The 14,591-nt window shown below is 51.0% G+C and carries 18 protein-coding genes and 1 tRNA gene; 10 read left to right on the plus strand and 9 right to left on the minus strand.

Going from position 1 to position 14,591, the window contains the following annotated elements:
* Window positions 1–189: 189 nt before the first annotated feature.
* A complete protein-coding gene (locus AC5JLP_RS32425; RefSeq protein ID WP_496071998.1) occupies window positions 190–1,083 on the plus strand; it encodes a cation diffusion facilitator family transporter in 894 nt (297 codons plus the stop codon).
* 42 nt (window positions 1,084–1,125) lie between these two features.
* Here the strand turns inward: AC5JLP_RS32425 and AC5JLP_RS32430 are convergent, their stop codons facing one another.
* Window positions 1,126–1,695: a hypothetical protein gene (locus AC5JLP_RS32430; protein ID WP_496071999.1), complete on the minus strand. Its 570-nt coding sequence runs from the start codon at window positions 1,693–1,695 to the stop codon at window positions 1,126–1,128.
* Between the two features lie 632 nt (window positions 1,696–2,327).
* Here AC5JLP_RS32430 and polA point away from each other — a divergent pair.
* The 3 genes from polA (at window position 2,328) to AC5JLP_RS32445 (ending at window position 5,712) form a co-directional block, all read left to right on the plus strand.
* The gene (polA, locus tag AC5JLP_RS32435) at window positions 2,328–5,246 is read left to right on the plus strand and encodes a DNA polymerase I (protein ID WP_496072000.1); all 2,919 of its coding nucleotides are present in this window, start codon (window positions 2,328–2,330) and stop codon (window positions 5,244–5,246) included.
* A 70-nt stretch (window positions 5,247–5,316) separates the two neighbouring features.
* On the plus strand, window positions 5,317–5,514 hold the full coding sequence (locus AC5JLP_RS32440; protein WP_496072001.1) for a hypothetical protein: 198 nt from the start codon (window positions 5,317–5,319) through the stop codon (window positions 5,512–5,514).
* Window positions 5,515–5,520: 6 nt separating this feature from the next.
* Window positions 5,521–5,712, plus strand: a complete 192-nt coding sequence (locus tag AC5JLP_RS32445) for a hypothetical protein (RefSeq protein WP_496072002.1) — start codon at window positions 5,521–5,523, stop codon at window positions 5,710–5,712.
* Between the two features lie 111 nt (window positions 5,713–5,823).
* Here the strand turns inward: AC5JLP_RS32445 and AC5JLP_RS32450 are convergent, their stop codons facing one another.
* Complete coding sequence (locus AC5JLP_RS32450) at window positions 5,824–6,192, minus strand: clan AA aspartic protease (protein WP_496072003.1); 369 nt, start codon at window positions 6,190–6,192, stop codon at window positions 5,824–5,826.
* Window positions 6,189–6,488 carry a hypothetical protein gene (locus tag AC5JLP_RS32455; RefSeq protein ID WP_496072004.1) on the minus strand — a complete coding sequence of 100 codons (300 nt, stop codon included), beginning with the start codon at window positions 6,486–6,488 and terminating at the stop codon, window positions 6,189–6,191. Before AC5JLP_RS32455 ends, AC5JLP_RS32450 begins: the two co-directional genes overlap by 4 nt.
* 210 nt (window positions 6,489–6,698) lie before the next feature.
* Here AC5JLP_RS32455 and AC5JLP_RS32460 point away from each other — a divergent pair, with 210 nt between their 5' ends.
* Window positions 6,699–7,208: a hypothetical protein gene (locus tag AC5JLP_RS32460; RefSeq protein WP_496072005.1), complete on the plus strand. Its 510-nt coding sequence runs from the start codon at window positions 6,699–6,701 to the stop codon at window positions 7,206–7,208.
* 48 nt (window positions 7,209–7,256) lie between these two features.
* Here the strand turns inward: AC5JLP_RS32460 and AC5JLP_RS32465 are convergent, their stop codons facing one another.
* Entirely contained in the window at window positions 7,257–7,490 is a 234-nt protein-coding gene (locus AC5JLP_RS32465; protein WP_496072006.1) for an ankyrin repeat domain-containing protein, read from the minus strand.
* A gap of 275 nt (window positions 7,491–7,765) precedes the next feature.
* Here AC5JLP_RS32465 and purE point away from each other — a divergent pair, with 275 nt between their 5' ends.
* Entirely contained in the window at window positions 7,766–8,293 is a 528-nt protein-coding gene (gene purE / locus AC5JLP_RS32470; protein WP_496072007.1) for a 5-(carboxyamino)imidazole ribonucleotide mutase, read from the plus strand.
* A gap of 33 nt (window positions 8,294–8,326) precedes the next feature.
* Here the strand turns inward: purE and AC5JLP_RS32475 are convergent, their stop codons facing one another.
* The 4 genes from AC5JLP_RS32475 to AC5JLP_RS32490 all read right to left on the minus strand — a co-directional run bounded on the left by AC5JLP_RS32475 (window position 8,327) and on the right by AC5JLP_RS32490 (window position 11,630).
* On the minus strand, window positions 8,327–9,064 hold the full coding sequence (locus tag AC5JLP_RS32475) for a Uma2 family endonuclease (RefSeq protein ID WP_496072008.1): 738 nt from the start codon (window positions 9,062–9,064) through the stop codon (window positions 8,327–8,329).
* A 52-nt stretch (window positions 9,065–9,116) separates the two neighbouring features.
* The gene (locus AC5JLP_RS32480) at window positions 9,117–9,692 is read right to left on the minus strand and encodes a GNAT family N-acetyltransferase (RefSeq protein WP_496072009.1); all 576 of its coding nucleotides are present in this window, start codon (window positions 9,690–9,692) and stop codon (window positions 9,117–9,119) included.
* Between the two features lie 181 nt (window positions 9,693–9,873).
* The gene (locus AC5JLP_RS32485) at window positions 9,874–10,734 is read right to left on the minus strand and encodes a PD-(D/E)XK nuclease family protein (protein ID WP_496072010.1); all 861 of its coding nucleotides are present in this window, start codon (window positions 10,732–10,734) and stop codon (window positions 9,874–9,876) included.
* A gap of 311 nt (window positions 10,735–11,045) precedes the next feature.
* The gene (locus tag AC5JLP_RS32490) at window positions 11,046–11,630 is read right to left on the minus strand and encodes a PAP/fibrillin family protein (RefSeq protein ID WP_496072011.1); all 585 of its coding nucleotides are present in this window, start codon (window positions 11,628–11,630) and stop codon (window positions 11,046–11,048) included.
* A 280-nt stretch (window positions 11,631–11,910) separates the two neighbouring features.
* Between AC5JLP_RS32490 and AC5JLP_RS32495 the strand changes: the two genes are divergently transcribed.
* Together AC5JLP_RS32495 and mraY are read left to right on the plus strand one after the other, a co-directional pair.
* Window positions 11,911–12,150, plus strand: coding sequence for a DUF3134 domain-containing protein (locus AC5JLP_RS32495; RefSeq protein WP_496072012.1), 240 nt, complete (start codon window positions 11,911–11,913; stop codon window positions 12,148–12,150).
* 98 nt (window positions 12,151–12,248) lie between these two features.
* On the plus strand, window positions 12,249–13,343 hold the full coding sequence (gene mraY / locus AC5JLP_RS32500; protein ID WP_496072013.1) for a phospho-N-acetylmuramoyl-pentapeptide-transferase: 1,095 nt from the start codon (window positions 12,249–12,251) through the stop codon (window positions 13,341–13,343).
* Here mraY and AC5JLP_RS32505 read toward each other — a convergent pair.
* Window positions 13,340–13,480 (minus strand): hypothetical protein, encoded by a 141-nt coding sequence (locus AC5JLP_RS32505; protein WP_496072014.1) that lies wholly within the window; start codon window positions 13,478–13,480, stop codon window positions 13,340–13,342. The two genes, mraY and AC5JLP_RS32505, sit on opposite strands and share 4 nt — an antisense overlap.
* A 15-nt stretch (window positions 13,481–13,495) precedes the next feature.
* Between AC5JLP_RS32505 and AC5JLP_RS32510 the strand changes: the two genes are divergently transcribed.
* Window positions 13,496–13,587: transfer RNA gene (locus AC5JLP_RS32510), tRNA-Ser, on the plus strand.
* 240 nt (window positions 13,588–13,827) lie between these two features.
* Window positions 13,828–14,589 carry a hypothetical protein gene (locus tag AC5JLP_RS32515; RefSeq protein WP_496072015.1) on the plus strand — a complete coding sequence of 254 codons (762 nt, stop codon included), beginning with the start codon at window positions 13,828–13,830 and terminating at the stop codon, window positions 14,587–14,589.
* The last annotated feature ends 2 nt before the right edge of the window (window positions 14,590–14,591 follow it).

The following is a 14,591-nucleotide window of genomic DNA, read 5'->3' on the forward strand; positions in this document are numbered from 1 at the left end:
AAAAGGTTTGAGTTAGCATTCGCCTCCCCTGCTTTTCCAAAAACTAAAAACCAACAACCAACAACTACTTCTGCCCTTTACCTTCTGCCTTAGCTTCCAAGTTTTTCTCGCGATCATCAATTACTTTCCGTTCATTACTAAATTAACCGCTGATAATGTGAAAGCAAATCTCATAGTAGCTTGTAGGCTATGGCTGAGGCACAGGGTCGTCGTCGGGCGGTGGGTCAAGTGTTGTTCGCATCACTTTGGCTGACACTGCTTGTTTTGGTTGTAAAGGTTTGGATTGGTTGGGCAACGCAGTCATTGAGCTTGCTTGCAGAGTCACTCCAGACGTTGGTTAATGGATTTAGCATTCTGTTGAGCGCGATCGCTATTACCTCGCGCTATCCGGCCGGCCGGGAAGTGAGCGGGCACGGTAGGGTAGAAGCGATACTGGCACTCTTGCTAGCCGCCTTTATGGGGTTTGCGTGCCTTAGTGTACTGGCATCATCCGTACAGCAGCTAGGGGCGATCGCGCAAGATGCTGGAAATGTATTGCCGCTGCGGATGAGTCCGCCCCTCTTTCAGCTTTTGGGCGTGGTGCTGACCATTAACTTTTGCCTTGCCTGCTTTCAACGTTACGAGGCGGGTCTTTTAGAGAATACTGCATTGCGCTTCAGTGCCTCTTACCTCTTTCAAGATACGTGGCTGGTCATTCCGGTGATGGCTGCATTAGTGGGAGTCGGGCATGGATATCTTTGGCTTGATCCCTTGCTGGCGATCGTGATGCTCATTGTTGCCGTTTGCAACTGCTGGCGAGTCTTTAACTGGCAGTTGCCATCGCTGATGAAGCAAATGGCGATCGCGCCAGAAGCTCTCGCCCAAACCATCCATCAGGTGGAAGGGATTACCCACTGCTACGGCATCCAGTCACGCGGGGTTGTCGGCCGTCAGGTCTTTGTCGAAATGCGGCTCATCCTGCACCCAGAATGCATGAGTGTGGCGCGCACGATCGCCGAACGGGTGGAACGGGTCATCCGCGATCGCTATGGCCCTGCGAAAGTGGTGATTTATATCGATAGCGATCGACCAAAGGGCGAGTAACCTCAAGACCTTGGAGGTCTGACTAGCAACCTTTTATGCCGATTAGTCGTAACCCAAGAACCACAACATTCCAATGCGCTTGAGTGAGATCAGTATTATGCCTTCATCCCAGCAAGACCCTACGTTAAAGACACCAAATCCGGCTTTATTTTCAAGATAGTAATCGTCAGGTGTCCGCCAGTGTATGCGCCGTTTAACGTTGGTTACAAAATGACAAGACTCGCCAATGAGTTGAAGCAGTTTGTGAGTGAATTCGATCGCTGGCTCTACGTAGTCGAAGGCAGAAGGCTCCGCTACTACGCTATGAGTCAGTAACCGCACGATTATCCTTTCAGCTTCTTGAGAAGACGGAATTTCCCACCAAGGCTGAATTGCATGATGTGCAGGTAAATACTTTTTGTAGGGTTCATCTAGACAATCGAGAAAGCCGTTAGCAAGGACAATTGGATCAATTGAGTCTTCTAAGCTTTCGTTAGTTTCAATCTCCTTGATGATTAAGAATACTGTACCAAGATCAAAGGTGTCCTCAGCATACGTCGCGCCAGCTTCAATCACCTGTTGAAGCTGAAGAGCTTCTTCAGACAAACATGGATGGAATTTAATCTGAGACATCGATCGCACCTTCAAAACAGGAGTCAGAAGTCAGTTCGTAGTTCTAGTTCGTAGTTGATGCGTTACGCCATAGCTAACGCATCCTACGTAGAGGTAGCTTGAGACAGTAGAATACTGAACCGAGCTATTCTGCAAGCTAGTTGAGCTATCTCTAAGATAGGACGAGCCAGTTCTGAGATGGGTTGAGTCATTAAATGACTTGAATGAGCTATGGCAGAGATAGGTTGAGTAAGCAAAACGATGGCTCGAGCAAGGGGTGAACTCAGTCGAGTAGTCTTCCAGATAAGTCAAGTTAACTTTGCGCTCAGTCGAGCAATCTTTTTACTGAGTTGAGCAATCTTTTAGCTGAGTCGAGTAATCTTTTAGCTGAGTCGAGCAACCTCTGAACTAGGTTGAGCAATATCTGAACTGGTTCAAGTGATCTCTGGGACTAGTCGGGCGATTGCACCCGCAGGACAGCCTATCCGAATCATGTGAGTGCGATCGTCCTTCACTGTTCCTTAAGGGAAAGAGTGCCCTCAAGCCTTCGCAGGTTTCAAGACCTCGGAGGTTTTGGAAACCTCCGAGGTCTAAGACAACGACGATCGCCTGAATTCCTTACAATAGACTTTGTCTCCTTCAATGGCATTCCCTTGGCTTCTCCTGCTAACTCCTCCACCAAACCGCTTATTCTCCTCATCGACGGGCATTCGCTGGCGTTCCGTTCCTACTTTGCGTTTGCAAAAGGACGAGACGGCGGACTCCGAACGAAAAGCGGGATTCCTACCAGCGTCTCCTATGGCTTTCTGAAAGCGCTGCTGGAAACGATGGAGGCGGAGAAGCCGCAGTATGTGGCGATCGCCTTTGACCTGTCTGAAAAAACCTTCCGTCACGATGCGGATGAGACTTACAAGGCAGGCAGAGCCGAAACGCCAGAGGATTTCATTCCCGATCTGGCAAATCTGCAAGAATTGCTGCTGGCGCTGAATCTGCCCATTCTGACCGCAGAAAACTACGAAGCGGATGATGTGATTGGGACGCTGGCACGACGAGCGAGTGCGGATGGCTTTTTGGTCAAGATTTTGAGTGGCGATCGGGACTTGTTCCAACTCATCGATCCCGAATCGGCGACAAAAGTCCTCTATCTCAGCACGGTTTACGGCAAAGGCACGCCCCCACCCAGAGAATTTGGCGTGGAGCAGGTGAAGGAAAAAATGGGGATTCTGCCGTCGCAGGTGGTGGACTACAAAGCGCTGTGTGGCGACAGTTCCGACAATATTCCTGGCGTGAAAGGCATTGGCGATAAGACGGCAGTGCAGTTGCTCACCACCTATGGATCGCTGGAAAAGGTCTACGAGTCGCTGGATCAGATCAAGGGTGCCGTCCGGCAAAAGCTAGAGGCAGGTAAAGACGAAGCGCGTCATTCGCAGTGGATGGCGCAGATTCACCTGGATGTGCCACTGGAGGTCGATTGGGAGTCGTGCCGCATCCGCGATTTCGATGAGACGATCGTCAATGAACTGCTGGAAAAGCTGGAATTTCGCACGTTTATCGATCGCATCCAGAAAGTGCATCGCCAGTTTAGCGGTGGTCAAGAAGACACATCTGATACGGCTCCCGTAGATAAGGCAACCCCAACGCCCCAGTACCGGGAAGATGGCGATCTGTGGTTTTTCAGCGCTGAAGATACGATCGCTGCGCAGAAGGTCTTGCCCGTTACTATTACGCCTCATATCATCGATACGCCTGAGAAGCTGACAGAGTTAGTCGATCGCCTCAAGACCTTCACCACCGTTGAAACTCCCGTCGCTTGGGATACTGAAACCACTGCGCTCGAACCCCGCGATGCCGATCTGGTAGGAATTGGCTGCTGCTGGGGTGCCGCACTAGACGACATGGCATACATTCCGCTGGGACACACCAATGGTGGCAACCTCGATAAAGCGATCGCGCTGGAGGCACTGCGCCCCATCCTCGAAAGCGCCGACTATCCGAAAGCGTTGCAGAATGCCAAGTTCGATCGCCTAGTGTTGCGCTGTCAGGGTATCAAACTGGCAGGCGTGATCTTTGATCCCATGCTGGCAAGCTACGTGCTCAACCCTGACGAAAGCCACAATCTGACCGAGTTGAGCGGCAAACACCTGAACATTACGGCGCAAAGCTACACCGATCTGGTACCCAAAGGGAAAACGATCGCCAATATCGCCATTCCTGCTGTCGCAGACTACTGCGGCTTAGATGCCTACACCACCTTCCTCCTGGTGCCCAAACTTCGCGCTCTATTAGAGGAAATTCCCGCCCTGCATCGGCTGTTACTGGATGTGGAGCAACCGCTGGAGCCTGTCCTGGCAGAGATGGAATACTGCGGGGTGCATATTGACGTTGCCTATTTGAAGGAGCTTTCCAAGAAGCTAGAGACGGATCTGGCGGCGATCGAGCGTCACGCCTACGACGTGGCCGGACAGAAATTTAACCTTGGCTCGCCTAAACAACTCAGCGATTTGCTGTTCAATACCCTGGGACTGGACACCAAAAAATCGCGCCGCATGAAGACGGGCTTTTCGACCGATGCCGCCACGCTGGAAAAGTTGCAAGGCGATCATCCCGTCATTGATGCCATTCTGGAGCAGCGCACACTCAGCAAGCTGAAATCCACCTACGTCGATGCGTTGCCCCTGCTGGTGCGCCCCGACACCCACCGCGTCCATACCGACTTCAACCAGACGGGAACAACGACGGGACGGCTCTCTTCTTCCAATCCAAACCTGCAAAACATTCCCATCCGTACTGCCTTCAGTCGCCAGATTCGCAAAGCCTTCGTCTCCGAACCCGGTTGGGTGATGGTCGCCGCCGACTATTCCCAAATCGAACTCCGCATTCTGACCCACCTCAGCCAGGAACCCATCTTGCTCGACACCTACCGGGAGAATGGCGACATTCACACGCTCACGGCACGACTGCTGCTGGAGAAAGACGACATCAACTCCGAAGAACGCCGCCTCGCCAAAATCATCAACTTCGGCGTAATCTACGGCATGGGTGCCCAACGGTTTGCACGAGAATCAGGCGTAAAAGTCAGCGAAGCCCGCCTGTTTATCGATCGCTTCAACGATCGCTACTCCAACGTCTTCCAATACCTCCAGCAAATGCAGCGCGAGGCGATCGCCAACGGCTACGTCGAAACCATCCTCGGTCGTCGCCGCTACTTCAACTTTGCCAGCGAATCACTCAAGCGGTTGCGGGGGGCGGAACCGGGGGCGATCGACCTCACCAAACTCAAACTCCGCGACCAGTACGATGCCGGATCGCTCCGTGCCGCCGCCAATGCTCCCATTCAAGGCTCCAGTGCCGACATCATCAAAATTGCGATGGTCAAACTCCACGACCTCATCGAGCCGTACCAGGCGCGACTCTTGCTGCAAGTCCACGATGAACTCGTCTTCGAGATGCCCCCTGAAGAATGGGCAGAACTGGGACCCAAAATCAAAGCTACAATGGAATCAGCCGTCGAACTATCCATTCCCTTAGTCGTCGAAATTCACTCTGGCGAAAACTGGATGGAAACCAAGTAGTTAGCCTACTGAGTGATTGCCTTTGTCAGCAAAGCTATAATTTCCCTCAAAAACAGAGCGGTAACAGTTGATGTCACTTGAGAACATTGAAAATGCAATTCTCTCACTGCCGTCTCATGAGTTTGAGAGACTAAGGGCTTGGTTTTTCGATCTGGATTACGCACGGTGGGATGAACAGATTGAACAGGATATTGCAGACGGTAAATTAGAGACGTTGGCGCAAGAGGCGATCGCTGAATTTGAAGCTGGGCACTGCCGAGAACTGTGATACCCAATGCACCATACCACTCGACGCTTCTGGCAATGCTACGATGCTTTACCCGAAAGCGTTCAGCGAACGGCTGATCAGTGCTACGAGTTGCTCAAAACCGATCCGTCTCACCCCTCGTTGCATTTCAAAAAGCTAGGGAACAAGTATTGGTCAGTTCGAGCAGGGTTAAGCCACCGTGCGTTGGGTGTGAGGTAAAGAACGGCATTTCCTGGTTTTGGATTGGAACACACGCAGAGTACGACAAGCTAATCAGCAACCTTTAAAGACCTAAGAAGAGTGGGCACTGCCCACCCTACGATCTATCCGCTACGCGATCGGCAGAATTGCCACACTGCCACCTTCATAGGCTTGTACCCTGAGTTCAAACCCTTCCAGTAAAGCCATTCCTACTAAAGGTGCCGTATCAGAGGCATTGATCTCAACCACCCGAAGCTGACCGTCCCAGATGACTGTCCCACGATAGACATCAAATGTTCTACGACTCCCATCACCTAGAAACCCTTCCTGCTGTGTAAACCAAGTCAACGCCAGATCCGCAATCATGGTTAACGGCAGCGTCAAGCCTCCTGTAAAGCCCGTGTCAATGACGGCGCGAATCCCTTGCTTCTTTTGCTGATCGCCAATCACCACAAGCTGAACAATTGCCTCTCGATGATGCACAAAACCAAAAATCATTGTGCTTCTATCGGGGTATGAAATCCCAAACGATGAACCGGACCAGTGCCAATCCGAACGCACCAAGGTTGAGCATCGGGAAGGCGTTGGAAAAGCCGATCGGCTGCACTCAAGCTATCATCGCCAATCTCAAACTCACCCGTCTCGATATCGATCGCCACAATCTTGTTCCGGTGGTTTGGCTCAACCTGAAGCCGGATTTTGGATTCATAGAGGGCATTGCCCCGTTGGGTAAATTCTTCTTTACTATATCGGGGTCGTCGTTGGTGAAACCTCTCCTCTGGAGAAACTGCCATGAGTTTGACCTCGCTGCGACTTGCACCCTTTATTTTAGCCTGGGCAGTTGATCGCTAGTTTCAAAATTTGTGTTGGGTTTCACGTTGTTCAACCCAACCTACAAGATCTACCAGTACTTCAGCTTAAAATAGCTGATGTTATTGGTGAGACAATAATGGACATCTTCTTTAGACAATCAACATCCATTTAGTTCACACGAGCAAGCATCTGTGGCTACTGATAATTCTTCCGACCAATACTGGAAGCGTATGAGGTCACTTGGTGAATTGCGCTGCCAAGTGATAGCGTGTACAGTTTCTGATATTCCTAGATTCAAGCGCTACTTCAATCCACCTCCAGAAGCAAACTTGACTGAAGAGCTTCACATTCATTTGTTACAGCTATGGGAGCATGATCTGCCAAACGCGACAGGTAACCAATACAATGGCATGGCGGTAATAGCGGCAGGAATTTTGACATTCGGGAACTTAAGTATGGTTGACTACATTCTTGCCAACTTGCCACCCCATCGAATTGTGCTCGATCACGGCTGCGGATTTTGTAATTTATTAGCGTTTAGAGCCGTTGCAAGATTGCTGCCTCTACCGAAGGAACTTTCAAATTACTCATTGTGGGTAAAAGGAAGCTCTGAAGCTAAACAAGTTAAAAATTGGGTTCATGAGTATCGTTCACATTTAATTTGGAACCCAAAAAACGAACAATTTATTGTGAATGAATAGCAGCACAATTTCCAAGTAAGCTTTCTGACATCAATTAAAACTTATCCCTTATCCTTTAGCCTTTCTAGATTTTTCGTTACGATTCTTAGTTTCTGAGTTTGCGCCATTTGCTAGCAAAATGTCTATCAGATCTTGATCTCCAGCCTCCATAAGTGCCGTCTTGCCACTATGGTTTTTGGCGTTGACATCTGAGCCTAACTCAATCAGTGTTTCTATCACTTCGACACGATTTAGCCCCTTTCTTGCTGCACAGTAGATTAAGTGGTGTTCTACCCCATTCATCTCGATGCTTTAAACTTGCCCCTTTCAATACCAAAAGGCGGATTTGACCCACATCACCATTTGCAATGGCATCATTCAGCTCTCGGTTTAGATCCATGACACTTAACATACGAAAAACTAGTTATCAAGACCGTTTGCCGCGCTATTGGCACATTAGAGCTTGTTTAACTCAATGCTAAATGCCAACAAGTTCTTCAACGCGCTCAGCATGGCAACAATATGCAACCTAGCATAACGGCTTCTTAACTCCCCACTCCCTACTTCCCATTCCCTCTATGTCCTCCCCCCCCATCGGTATCATCATGGGCAGCGATTCAGATTTGCCCACCATGCAGGACGCGATCGCCGCTTGCGAAGAATTTGATGTTCTCTGCGAAATCGGCATCGTTTCAGCACACCGTACACCTGAACGCATGGTCGATTATGCCCAGCAAGCGCATGTGCGCGGGTTAAAAGTGATCATTGCAGGCGCGGGTGGTGCGGCACACCTGCCGGGAATGGTAGCAGCACTCACGCCCTTACCTGTGATTGGCGTACCTGTGATTAGCCGTCACTTACAAGGACTGGATTCGCTGTACTCGATCGTCCAAATGCCAGCCGGAGTTCCCGTCGCAACAGTGGCGATCGGCAATGCCCGTAACGCCGGACTCCTCGCCGTGCAAATTCTGGCAACCCACGATCCAGCGCTACTCGAAAAGGTGCAGCAGTATCGTCAGAGCCTTACTCAAATCGTGATTGAAAAGCAGGCGAAGCTCCAGGAAAAAGGCTACAAGCGCTATCTGGATGAGGAGATGAGGCTTTAGGAGGCAGAAGGCAGGAGGCAGAGAGCAGAAGGGTTAGAGCGTATCGGGATCGATGCCACGATCGCGCAACTTCGCCAGTAGTTCTTCGCGTAGCTGCCGTTCCTGTGCTGCCTGTTGTTCTGCGAGTGCTACCTGTTGTTCTGCGAGTGCTGCCTGTTCATCAGGAGTAGGATAACGATCGCCGTTCTCGTCAAACCAGTACAGCCACTCGCGTTCCCAGGCAGCATATTTGCCCTGTCCACGCCCGATCGCAATGCCAACTTCTGGCATCCAGAACGGTTCGCCTGACTGCTTGATATAGCGATCGTTGTCCAGACGATAGACCTCAAACGGTTCGTGATTGGGGCGTTGACGACTGTGGTTGTAAATAATGTAATACAGCACACCCAGTTGGATATACTTCGCCATTTTGGTGTCGTACTCACCGTTATAGGTTTCTGAAACGGTTTCCAACGCCAGAATCGGTGGAATGTTATTCTCCCGCCAGAGCAAGTAACTCAGCCGCCCCTGATCGCCTCGCGTCCGTCGCTCCACACCCAAACTCAGAAAGCCATCGGGAATAATTGGCACATACGGCGGTTCGGGAATGTAGTAAATCCCCATATCCACACCAAAAAACCAGTCCTGGCGATCGTCCCAAATAGTTGCCAGGATGGTCAGCAGCAGATTTGGGATCAGGTTTTGCAGCTCATTATCCACAGGGGTTTCATCCGAAGAAGGCAAGTCCTCATCGGTTGGAAGGTATCGCAACGGATCGTACTGTTGTACCATGACCAGTCCCCTATAGGCTTATGGATTGTATTTTAGCCAGTCTGGGTAATTGTTATGCTTTGGGTGATCGCTTCCTCGGCCGTTTCCAGACCTGACGTTCGGCTTTTTCGCGTTCGTAGGCGATGAGTTTGCCGTAGTATTCGTGCTTACTCAAGTTCATTGATAGGTAGACGTGCTTTCGCATGTTGCCAAAGCCTTTGCGGGCAAAGAACTTGAGCGCTGGCGTATTTTCGGGGTCAGTGTCTACCATCATGAACCGTGCGCCATCGTCAATCATGCGTTCAACGAGGCGATCGACCAGTTTGTCAGCAATCCCCCGTCGATGGAAGGCAGGATTTACACCCAGCCAGATAATGTAACCGTATGTCCAGGAGGCTTTGTTGATGATGGTACCCAGGATAAAGCCCGCCAATTGCTCCTGCACTTCAGCCACCAGGCAGTACTCTGGATCGGTGTTGTACAGCCCAATTACCTCCCACTGATCCCAGGTGCGGTAGATGTAGGGATACAGATCGCTGGTAAAAAGGGTTTCGCCCAGATGAAAAACGGGCGCGAGGTCATCGATTTCCATCTCGCGTATGTCGATCGCTAACTGAGGTTCTTCAGAAGATTTTGCAGTGTCAGTCATGGTTGAAGAGAGTTTTGAATTTTGAATTTTGAGTTGTCCTTGCACTCCTGACTCCTGCCCTCTGCCTCCTCCTTTTGCCTTTTACCCTTTGCCTCTTTCTGCCTTCTGCCTCCTGCCCCCTAACCCCCAGCCTCTAACCCCAACCCCCAATCCCTAACCCCTAATCCCTAACCCCAGTACATCACAACGCCACTTCCTGAATATCAGCAAGACTCGGTAACGCAAACGCATTCTCTTGATCGCTCGGCTGCTGCGATCGCGTCTCCTCTCGAAGCGTTACCCGATCGCACCGAATGGCAAAGCTACAGCGATCGCACTCTTTCGATTCTAAAGGCACCTGCGGAAAGGGTTCACCATTCTGATAGCGCTCTAACCAGCGTGTTAGCTGGGTTAGCAAGTGGATGAGATCGTGACGGGTTTGCTCATGCTGTATCGTATCGTAGGCAACACTGAAGCGGCGGGCTTCTGGGGCTTGCTCACCCGACTCAAAAAACCAGTAAATCATCGCCGTGTGATCGGCATCGTAAGCACTCGTTTCAGCCAGTACAAAGGGGTAAAGCCGCGTTTGCCAATTGTGCAGCAGCCAACGTGGATTTTGCGGACGTGGATAGGTTTTCCAGTCCAAGATTTGTGCCTGCTGTTCGTTAGCAAGCAACAAGTCGTAGACCACCGTCAGCAAATAGCCTTCAAATGCCAAGGTTCGTGAGTGTTCGCTTTGTCCCCATACAGGGCGGTCGTCTGCCAGGGTCAAAATTTTAGGGGCCACTGCCATAAACGCGCTGAACCAGGCTTGCAGTTGAGGATCTTCCTGCACCAGCAGTTCTACAGGTAGCCCTAACAGCCACTGCTGCATTAACAAGTGAAAGCGTGTTCCCTGGGCTTGCCGCTCCTGCTGGTCGGGTTCGCTCGGTGCCGCCAACTGCTCCAGATCTGTATGCTGAAACTTGCGGGGACAAGCAGCCAGTCGGTTTAACTGCGACTGAGACAGGCGGAGAGGAGGTAAGGGGAGAGGGGAGAGGGGAGAGGTGTACGGGTTAGCCATATAGAGTAGGGGCAGGGGAAGCGGTGGGAGCAGGGGAGGCAGGGGAAGGAAGAGGAACCAGAAGGGTGAAAGGGCGCAGAGGCAGTAGGGGGAGGATGAGTGAAGCATTTTGAGTTGATTGAGCGGTTAAGTATTAGCTGTTAATTGTTTTAGCTCTCCTGACTCCTGGCTTCTGATACCAATTTGAATTGAAAATGCGACACATCCTGTAGGGGCAAGGCAATGCCTTGCCCCTACCCAGCGATTGATCTATAGCCGTCATTCTTTTAATCGGTATGACTCCTCTCTCCTCACCCCTCACTCCTCTCTTCTTACCCTTTCGTCAATACAAACACACTCCCTTCATTGCCGCGTCCAATCCGCATATCCTCATCAAGATAGGTAATGTCGAGCCAGCCTTGTTGATCGCGATTGCCAATGCCAAAGTCGATCGCCGCAAATTTTCTGCCTGCTTCGATGTCTTGAATCAAGCGATTGGGAGATTGGTAGCCGATGAACCGCGTTAGCCCAATAATCGCTCGTTCAAATTTGACCTCTACCCGTCGGTCGGAGGCAGGGCTGAAGCGAGCAGCCACACTGATGAGACCATCAAGATACGGTAGGCCGTTGATTTCAGCAATATTGTAGATCTTATTGTCAGCAACCCGAATGCACTGATAAATCTGTCCCAGCTTTGCAAGAGGCACCCGATCGAGGCCCAAAAGCTCCTGGCTGGTGGTGTAGAGTAAGCGCCAATCGCCTTCTAGCATGGCGGGTGTTTCGAGCGGGCGCGGGGTGGGATTGCGATCTTCTAACTGCGCGATCGTCACACCAATAGCCTGCCGATCGCGATCGGTAGCCAATAAGCCCCGATTTGTGCCTGCGATCGCGTTAAGTAAGGCTGCTTTACCAAGCATGTCTTATTAATCTCCAGGAAAACAACATCAATGAGAGGTTTGTGCGGATAGCGAGATATCTTTAGTGAAACGTACAGTAGTAGGGTGATTTTGGGTGTCTAAGCTACTGAAACCGCTAAACCAAATGAAGGTTGAAAGCGAAAGGCGAAAAAAACTCTTGCAATTCATCTCTATGGTGATACACTCTGGTTGTTTCATCCGTAAAGGTCGGAGAAGTCGTCCGATTATGGCTAAGATTTGAATAGAACCGATCGCATGACTGAATCTCATCTAAGAACGTATGACATATAATCCTTCTCTTCGTGAAGAACCTCGTAGCCAACGAGCCGCTGTCATTCCACTCAAGCAAGAAGTGTCTATTCTAGACTGGCTGGAAAATACAGGTCGTCTGCTGGCACGCGATAGCCAGGATGTAAATTACCTTGAGGCCGATGGCGAAGAGCTGAACGATCTCATGGCGGGTGAGGACAACAGTTTTGATATTGATGATGACGACGACGATTTGGAGCTAGAAGACTAGAGCTTTAAGGCTGACGCGTTTCTAGTGGCTCGCATCCAAAGCTGATCTCAATTTTGACAGTGAGCGCGTGTGTGTAGTGTGGAGTGAATGAGGGTTTTGTGGACGCTAAGTTATTTTCAACTCAAACGTTAACGCTTTCGGGGATGCGGCTGTTCGTTCTGATTGCGGCCGGGCTAAGCACCTTCGCGCTGATTGCCGATGAAGCAGCAGGCCGATCGCTGGCTCAGGTTTTTTCTCTGACCTTACCATTCTGGTTTTGCGCGGTTGCGGCAGCGGCGTTAGGCTTTTGGGCCGTGCCGTCGCTAAGAGCGTTTAAAGCGGGTCAGGTGATCCGTGAAGATGGGCCAAAGTCTCACCTGAAGAAAGCGGGCACGCCGACAATGGGCGGCATCTTCTTTCTACCGATCGCGTTGCTCGTGGCGATCGTCTGGTCTGGCTTTGCTCCATCGGTGATGGCGGTTTCCATTGTGACGTTTGCTTATGGCGCGATCGGCTGGATCGACGATTGGCAAATTATTCGCGGTTGCTCCAATAAAGGCATTACGCCTCGAATGAAATTGCTCTTGCAGGTGGCAGTCGGCGCGCTGTTTTGTCTTTGGCTAGCCTGGACGCAGCCTGCAACGATCACCACCATTGCCTTACCCTTTGGTTTGATGTTGCCCCTGGGAGGGCTCTTTTGGGTGGTTGCGGTCTTTGTTCTAGCGGCAGAAAGCAACGCGACGAACCTGACCGATGGTGTCGATGGCTTAGCGGGTGGAACGGTAGCGATCGCCCTTCTGGGTTTAGGCGCTCTGGTTGCGCCCACATCGCCAGAGCTCATGCTGTTCTGCGCGTGCCTCAGTGGCGGCTGTCTGGGCTTCCTTTTGCACAACCGTAACCCGGCACGAGTTTTTATGGGCAATACGGGTTCTACGGCGTTGGGTGGTGCGCTGGCTGCCGTTGCCTTGATGACCAATAGTCTCTTTGCCCTCTTGATTCTCAGCGGCCTTTTCCTGGTCGAAACCCTTTCTGTGATGATACAGGTTGGCTATTACAAGGCGACCAAAGGCCCGGACGGGATTGGCAAGCGCTTCTTCAAAATGTCTCCTTATCACAATCACTTAGAGCTTTCTGGTTGGTCTGAGACACGCATTGTGGCTGCGTTCTATGTTATTGCAGGCCTGTTATCGTTTGTGACACTAGCCATCTGTTAATTGGCGAGGTTGTTTGTCATGAAAGGGCACAACGTTCCGATACCTGTGCTCTTTTGGCGATTCTTGGCGTTGATGCTGAGATTTCTACCAAAGCGATCGCACAACGCTGGTACGGTTGCAGCGAGATCTGCTATCATGATGTTCCAATGTCTGGAGAGATGGCTGAGTGGTCGAAAGCGGCAGATTGCTAATCTGTTGTACGAATCGTAAGACCGTACCGAGGGTTCGAATCCCTCTCTCTCCGTATCTTAGCTACAGCAGTGCTGCACTCAGTGAGCGATCGCCTTGTTAAAAGGGGTATGGAGTGAGGGTTACAGCGTATGGCGCAGGCAAACGAATCGGGCTGTAAGTCAACCATGCCTCTACGCTGATGAAGCCTGGATGATTTTTGGGCTTGCTTTTGCAATTTCACCGGACTGGTGGTTCGTTGTCTGAAGGGATAGAAGGACAACGGTGTTGCTCAATCACAGGTCTTGCGTCAATTATGGGAAACGGCTCTCGCGTCTATCTGGCTCCCTTTCGGTGCAAAGGATGGTTTCTGTTTGCCTCGGTGCTGCTGCTGAGTACAGGGTGCTCGCGGTTGCTGCAAGGGAAGCCTTCACAGGACATTAACTTGAAGTTTGCGGTAGACAATCGCTTACCTGGGATTTATGCGATCGCAGGTAAAACGAACCTGCCTGAAAAAACGCAGATTATGGTCGCAGCGATTCGCTATCTTTACCCAGCGACGATCGCGGCCAAAAATTTCAACCCTAACCCGACCTATGCGGTCTTGGCGTATCAACCTGTAGAGGTGAATCGAGGAACGTGGGACACCACGCTGAACCTCTGGGAGACTGGAACCGATGGACGGTTTCAGGAGTCTTGGCAGCTTGACCAAACGAAGCTAAACTTGACGGTTGCTCCCTCGAATGAGGTTGTGTTTCTGGCAACGCTCGCCCCGGTCGATCGCAGTGATCAGTTAAAGCAACTCGAAAATCAGCTAGCCAAGCAGAACATTCAGCTTTCCCGCAAGCTTGTTCACGGCACGGCAGACGGTCAGCAATACCTTCAGGTGAGTCAGACGCTGGCGATCGCCCTGCCAACGGGAAACACAACGCCTCCTTCCATCCGTCCAGAAGACATCAACGGTGGCTGGGGCAATCGCTTTTTGATCCCGCTTGAGCCACAAAATCCAATCAAGCTGGAGTTGCCGAAGGAACGGCGGACGAATGCGCCTGTGACGGCTGAAGAGTTTTTTAGGTAGAA

This window comes from Stenomitos rutilans (assembly GCF_059505485.1).

What these genes read in the sequence shown, in the direction of transcription:
- AC5JLP_RS32425 (WP_496071998.1), top strand. Translation starts at nt 190, where the DNA reads ATGGCTGAGGCACAGGGTCGTCGTCGGGCGGTGGGTCAAGTGTTGTTC.
- AC5JLP_RS32430 (WP_496071999.1), bottom strand. Translation starts at nt 1,695, where the DNA reads ATGTCTCAGATTAAATTCCATCCATGTTTGTCTGAAGAAGCTCTTCAG.
- AC5JLP_RS32440 (WP_496072001.1), top strand. Translation starts at nt 5,317, where the DNA reads ATGTCACTTGAGAACATTGAAAATGCAATTCTCTCACTGCCGTCTCAT.
- AC5JLP_RS32445 (WP_496072002.1), top strand. Translation starts at nt 5,521, where the DNA reads ATGCACCATACCACTCGACGCTTCTGGCAATGCTACGATGCTTTACCC.
- AC5JLP_RS32450 (WP_496072003.1), bottom strand. Translation starts at nt 6,192, where the DNA reads ATGATTTTTGGTTTTGTGCATCATCGAGAGGCAATTGTTCAGCTTGTG.
- AC5JLP_RS32455 (WP_496072004.1), bottom strand. Translation starts at nt 6,488, where the DNA reads ATGGCAGTTTCTCCAGAGGAGAGGTTTCACCAACGACGACCCCGATAT.
- AC5JLP_RS32465 (WP_496072006.1), bottom strand. Translation starts at nt 7,490, where the DNA reads ATGAATGGGGTAGAACACCACTTAATCTACTGTGCAGCAAGAAAGGGG.
- purE (WP_496072007.1), top strand. Translation starts at nt 7,766, where the DNA reads ATGTCCTCCCCCCCCATCGGTATCATCATGGGCAGCGATTCAGATTTG.
- AC5JLP_RS32475 (WP_496072008.1), bottom strand. Translation starts at nt 9,064, where the DNA reads ATGGTACAACAGTACGATCCGTTGCGATACCTTCCAACCGATGAGGAC.
- AC5JLP_RS32480 (WP_496072009.1), bottom strand. Translation starts at nt 9,692, where the DNA reads ATGACTGACACTGCAAAATCTTCTGAAGAACCTCAGTTAGCGATCGAC.
- AC5JLP_RS32485 (WP_496072010.1), bottom strand. Translation starts at nt 10,734, where the DNA reads ATGGCTAACCCGTACACCTCTCCCCTCTCCCCTCTCCCCTTACCTCCT.
- AC5JLP_RS32490 (WP_496072011.1), bottom strand. Translation starts at nt 11,630, where the DNA reads ATGCTTGGTAAAGCAGCCTTACTTAACGCGATCGCAGGCACAAATCGG.
- AC5JLP_RS32495 (WP_496072012.1), top strand. Translation starts at nt 11,911, where the DNA reads ATGACATATAATCCTTCTCTTCGTGAAGAACCTCGTAGCCAACGAGCC.
- AC5JLP_RS32505 (WP_496072014.1), bottom strand. Translation starts at nt 13,480, where the DNA reads ATGATAGCAGATCTCGCTGCAACCGTACCAGCGTTGTGCGATCGCTTT.
- AC5JLP_RS32515 (WP_496072015.1), top strand. Translation starts at nt 13,828, where the DNA reads ATGGGAAACGGCTCTCGCGTCTATCTGGCTCCCTTTCGGTGCAAAGGA.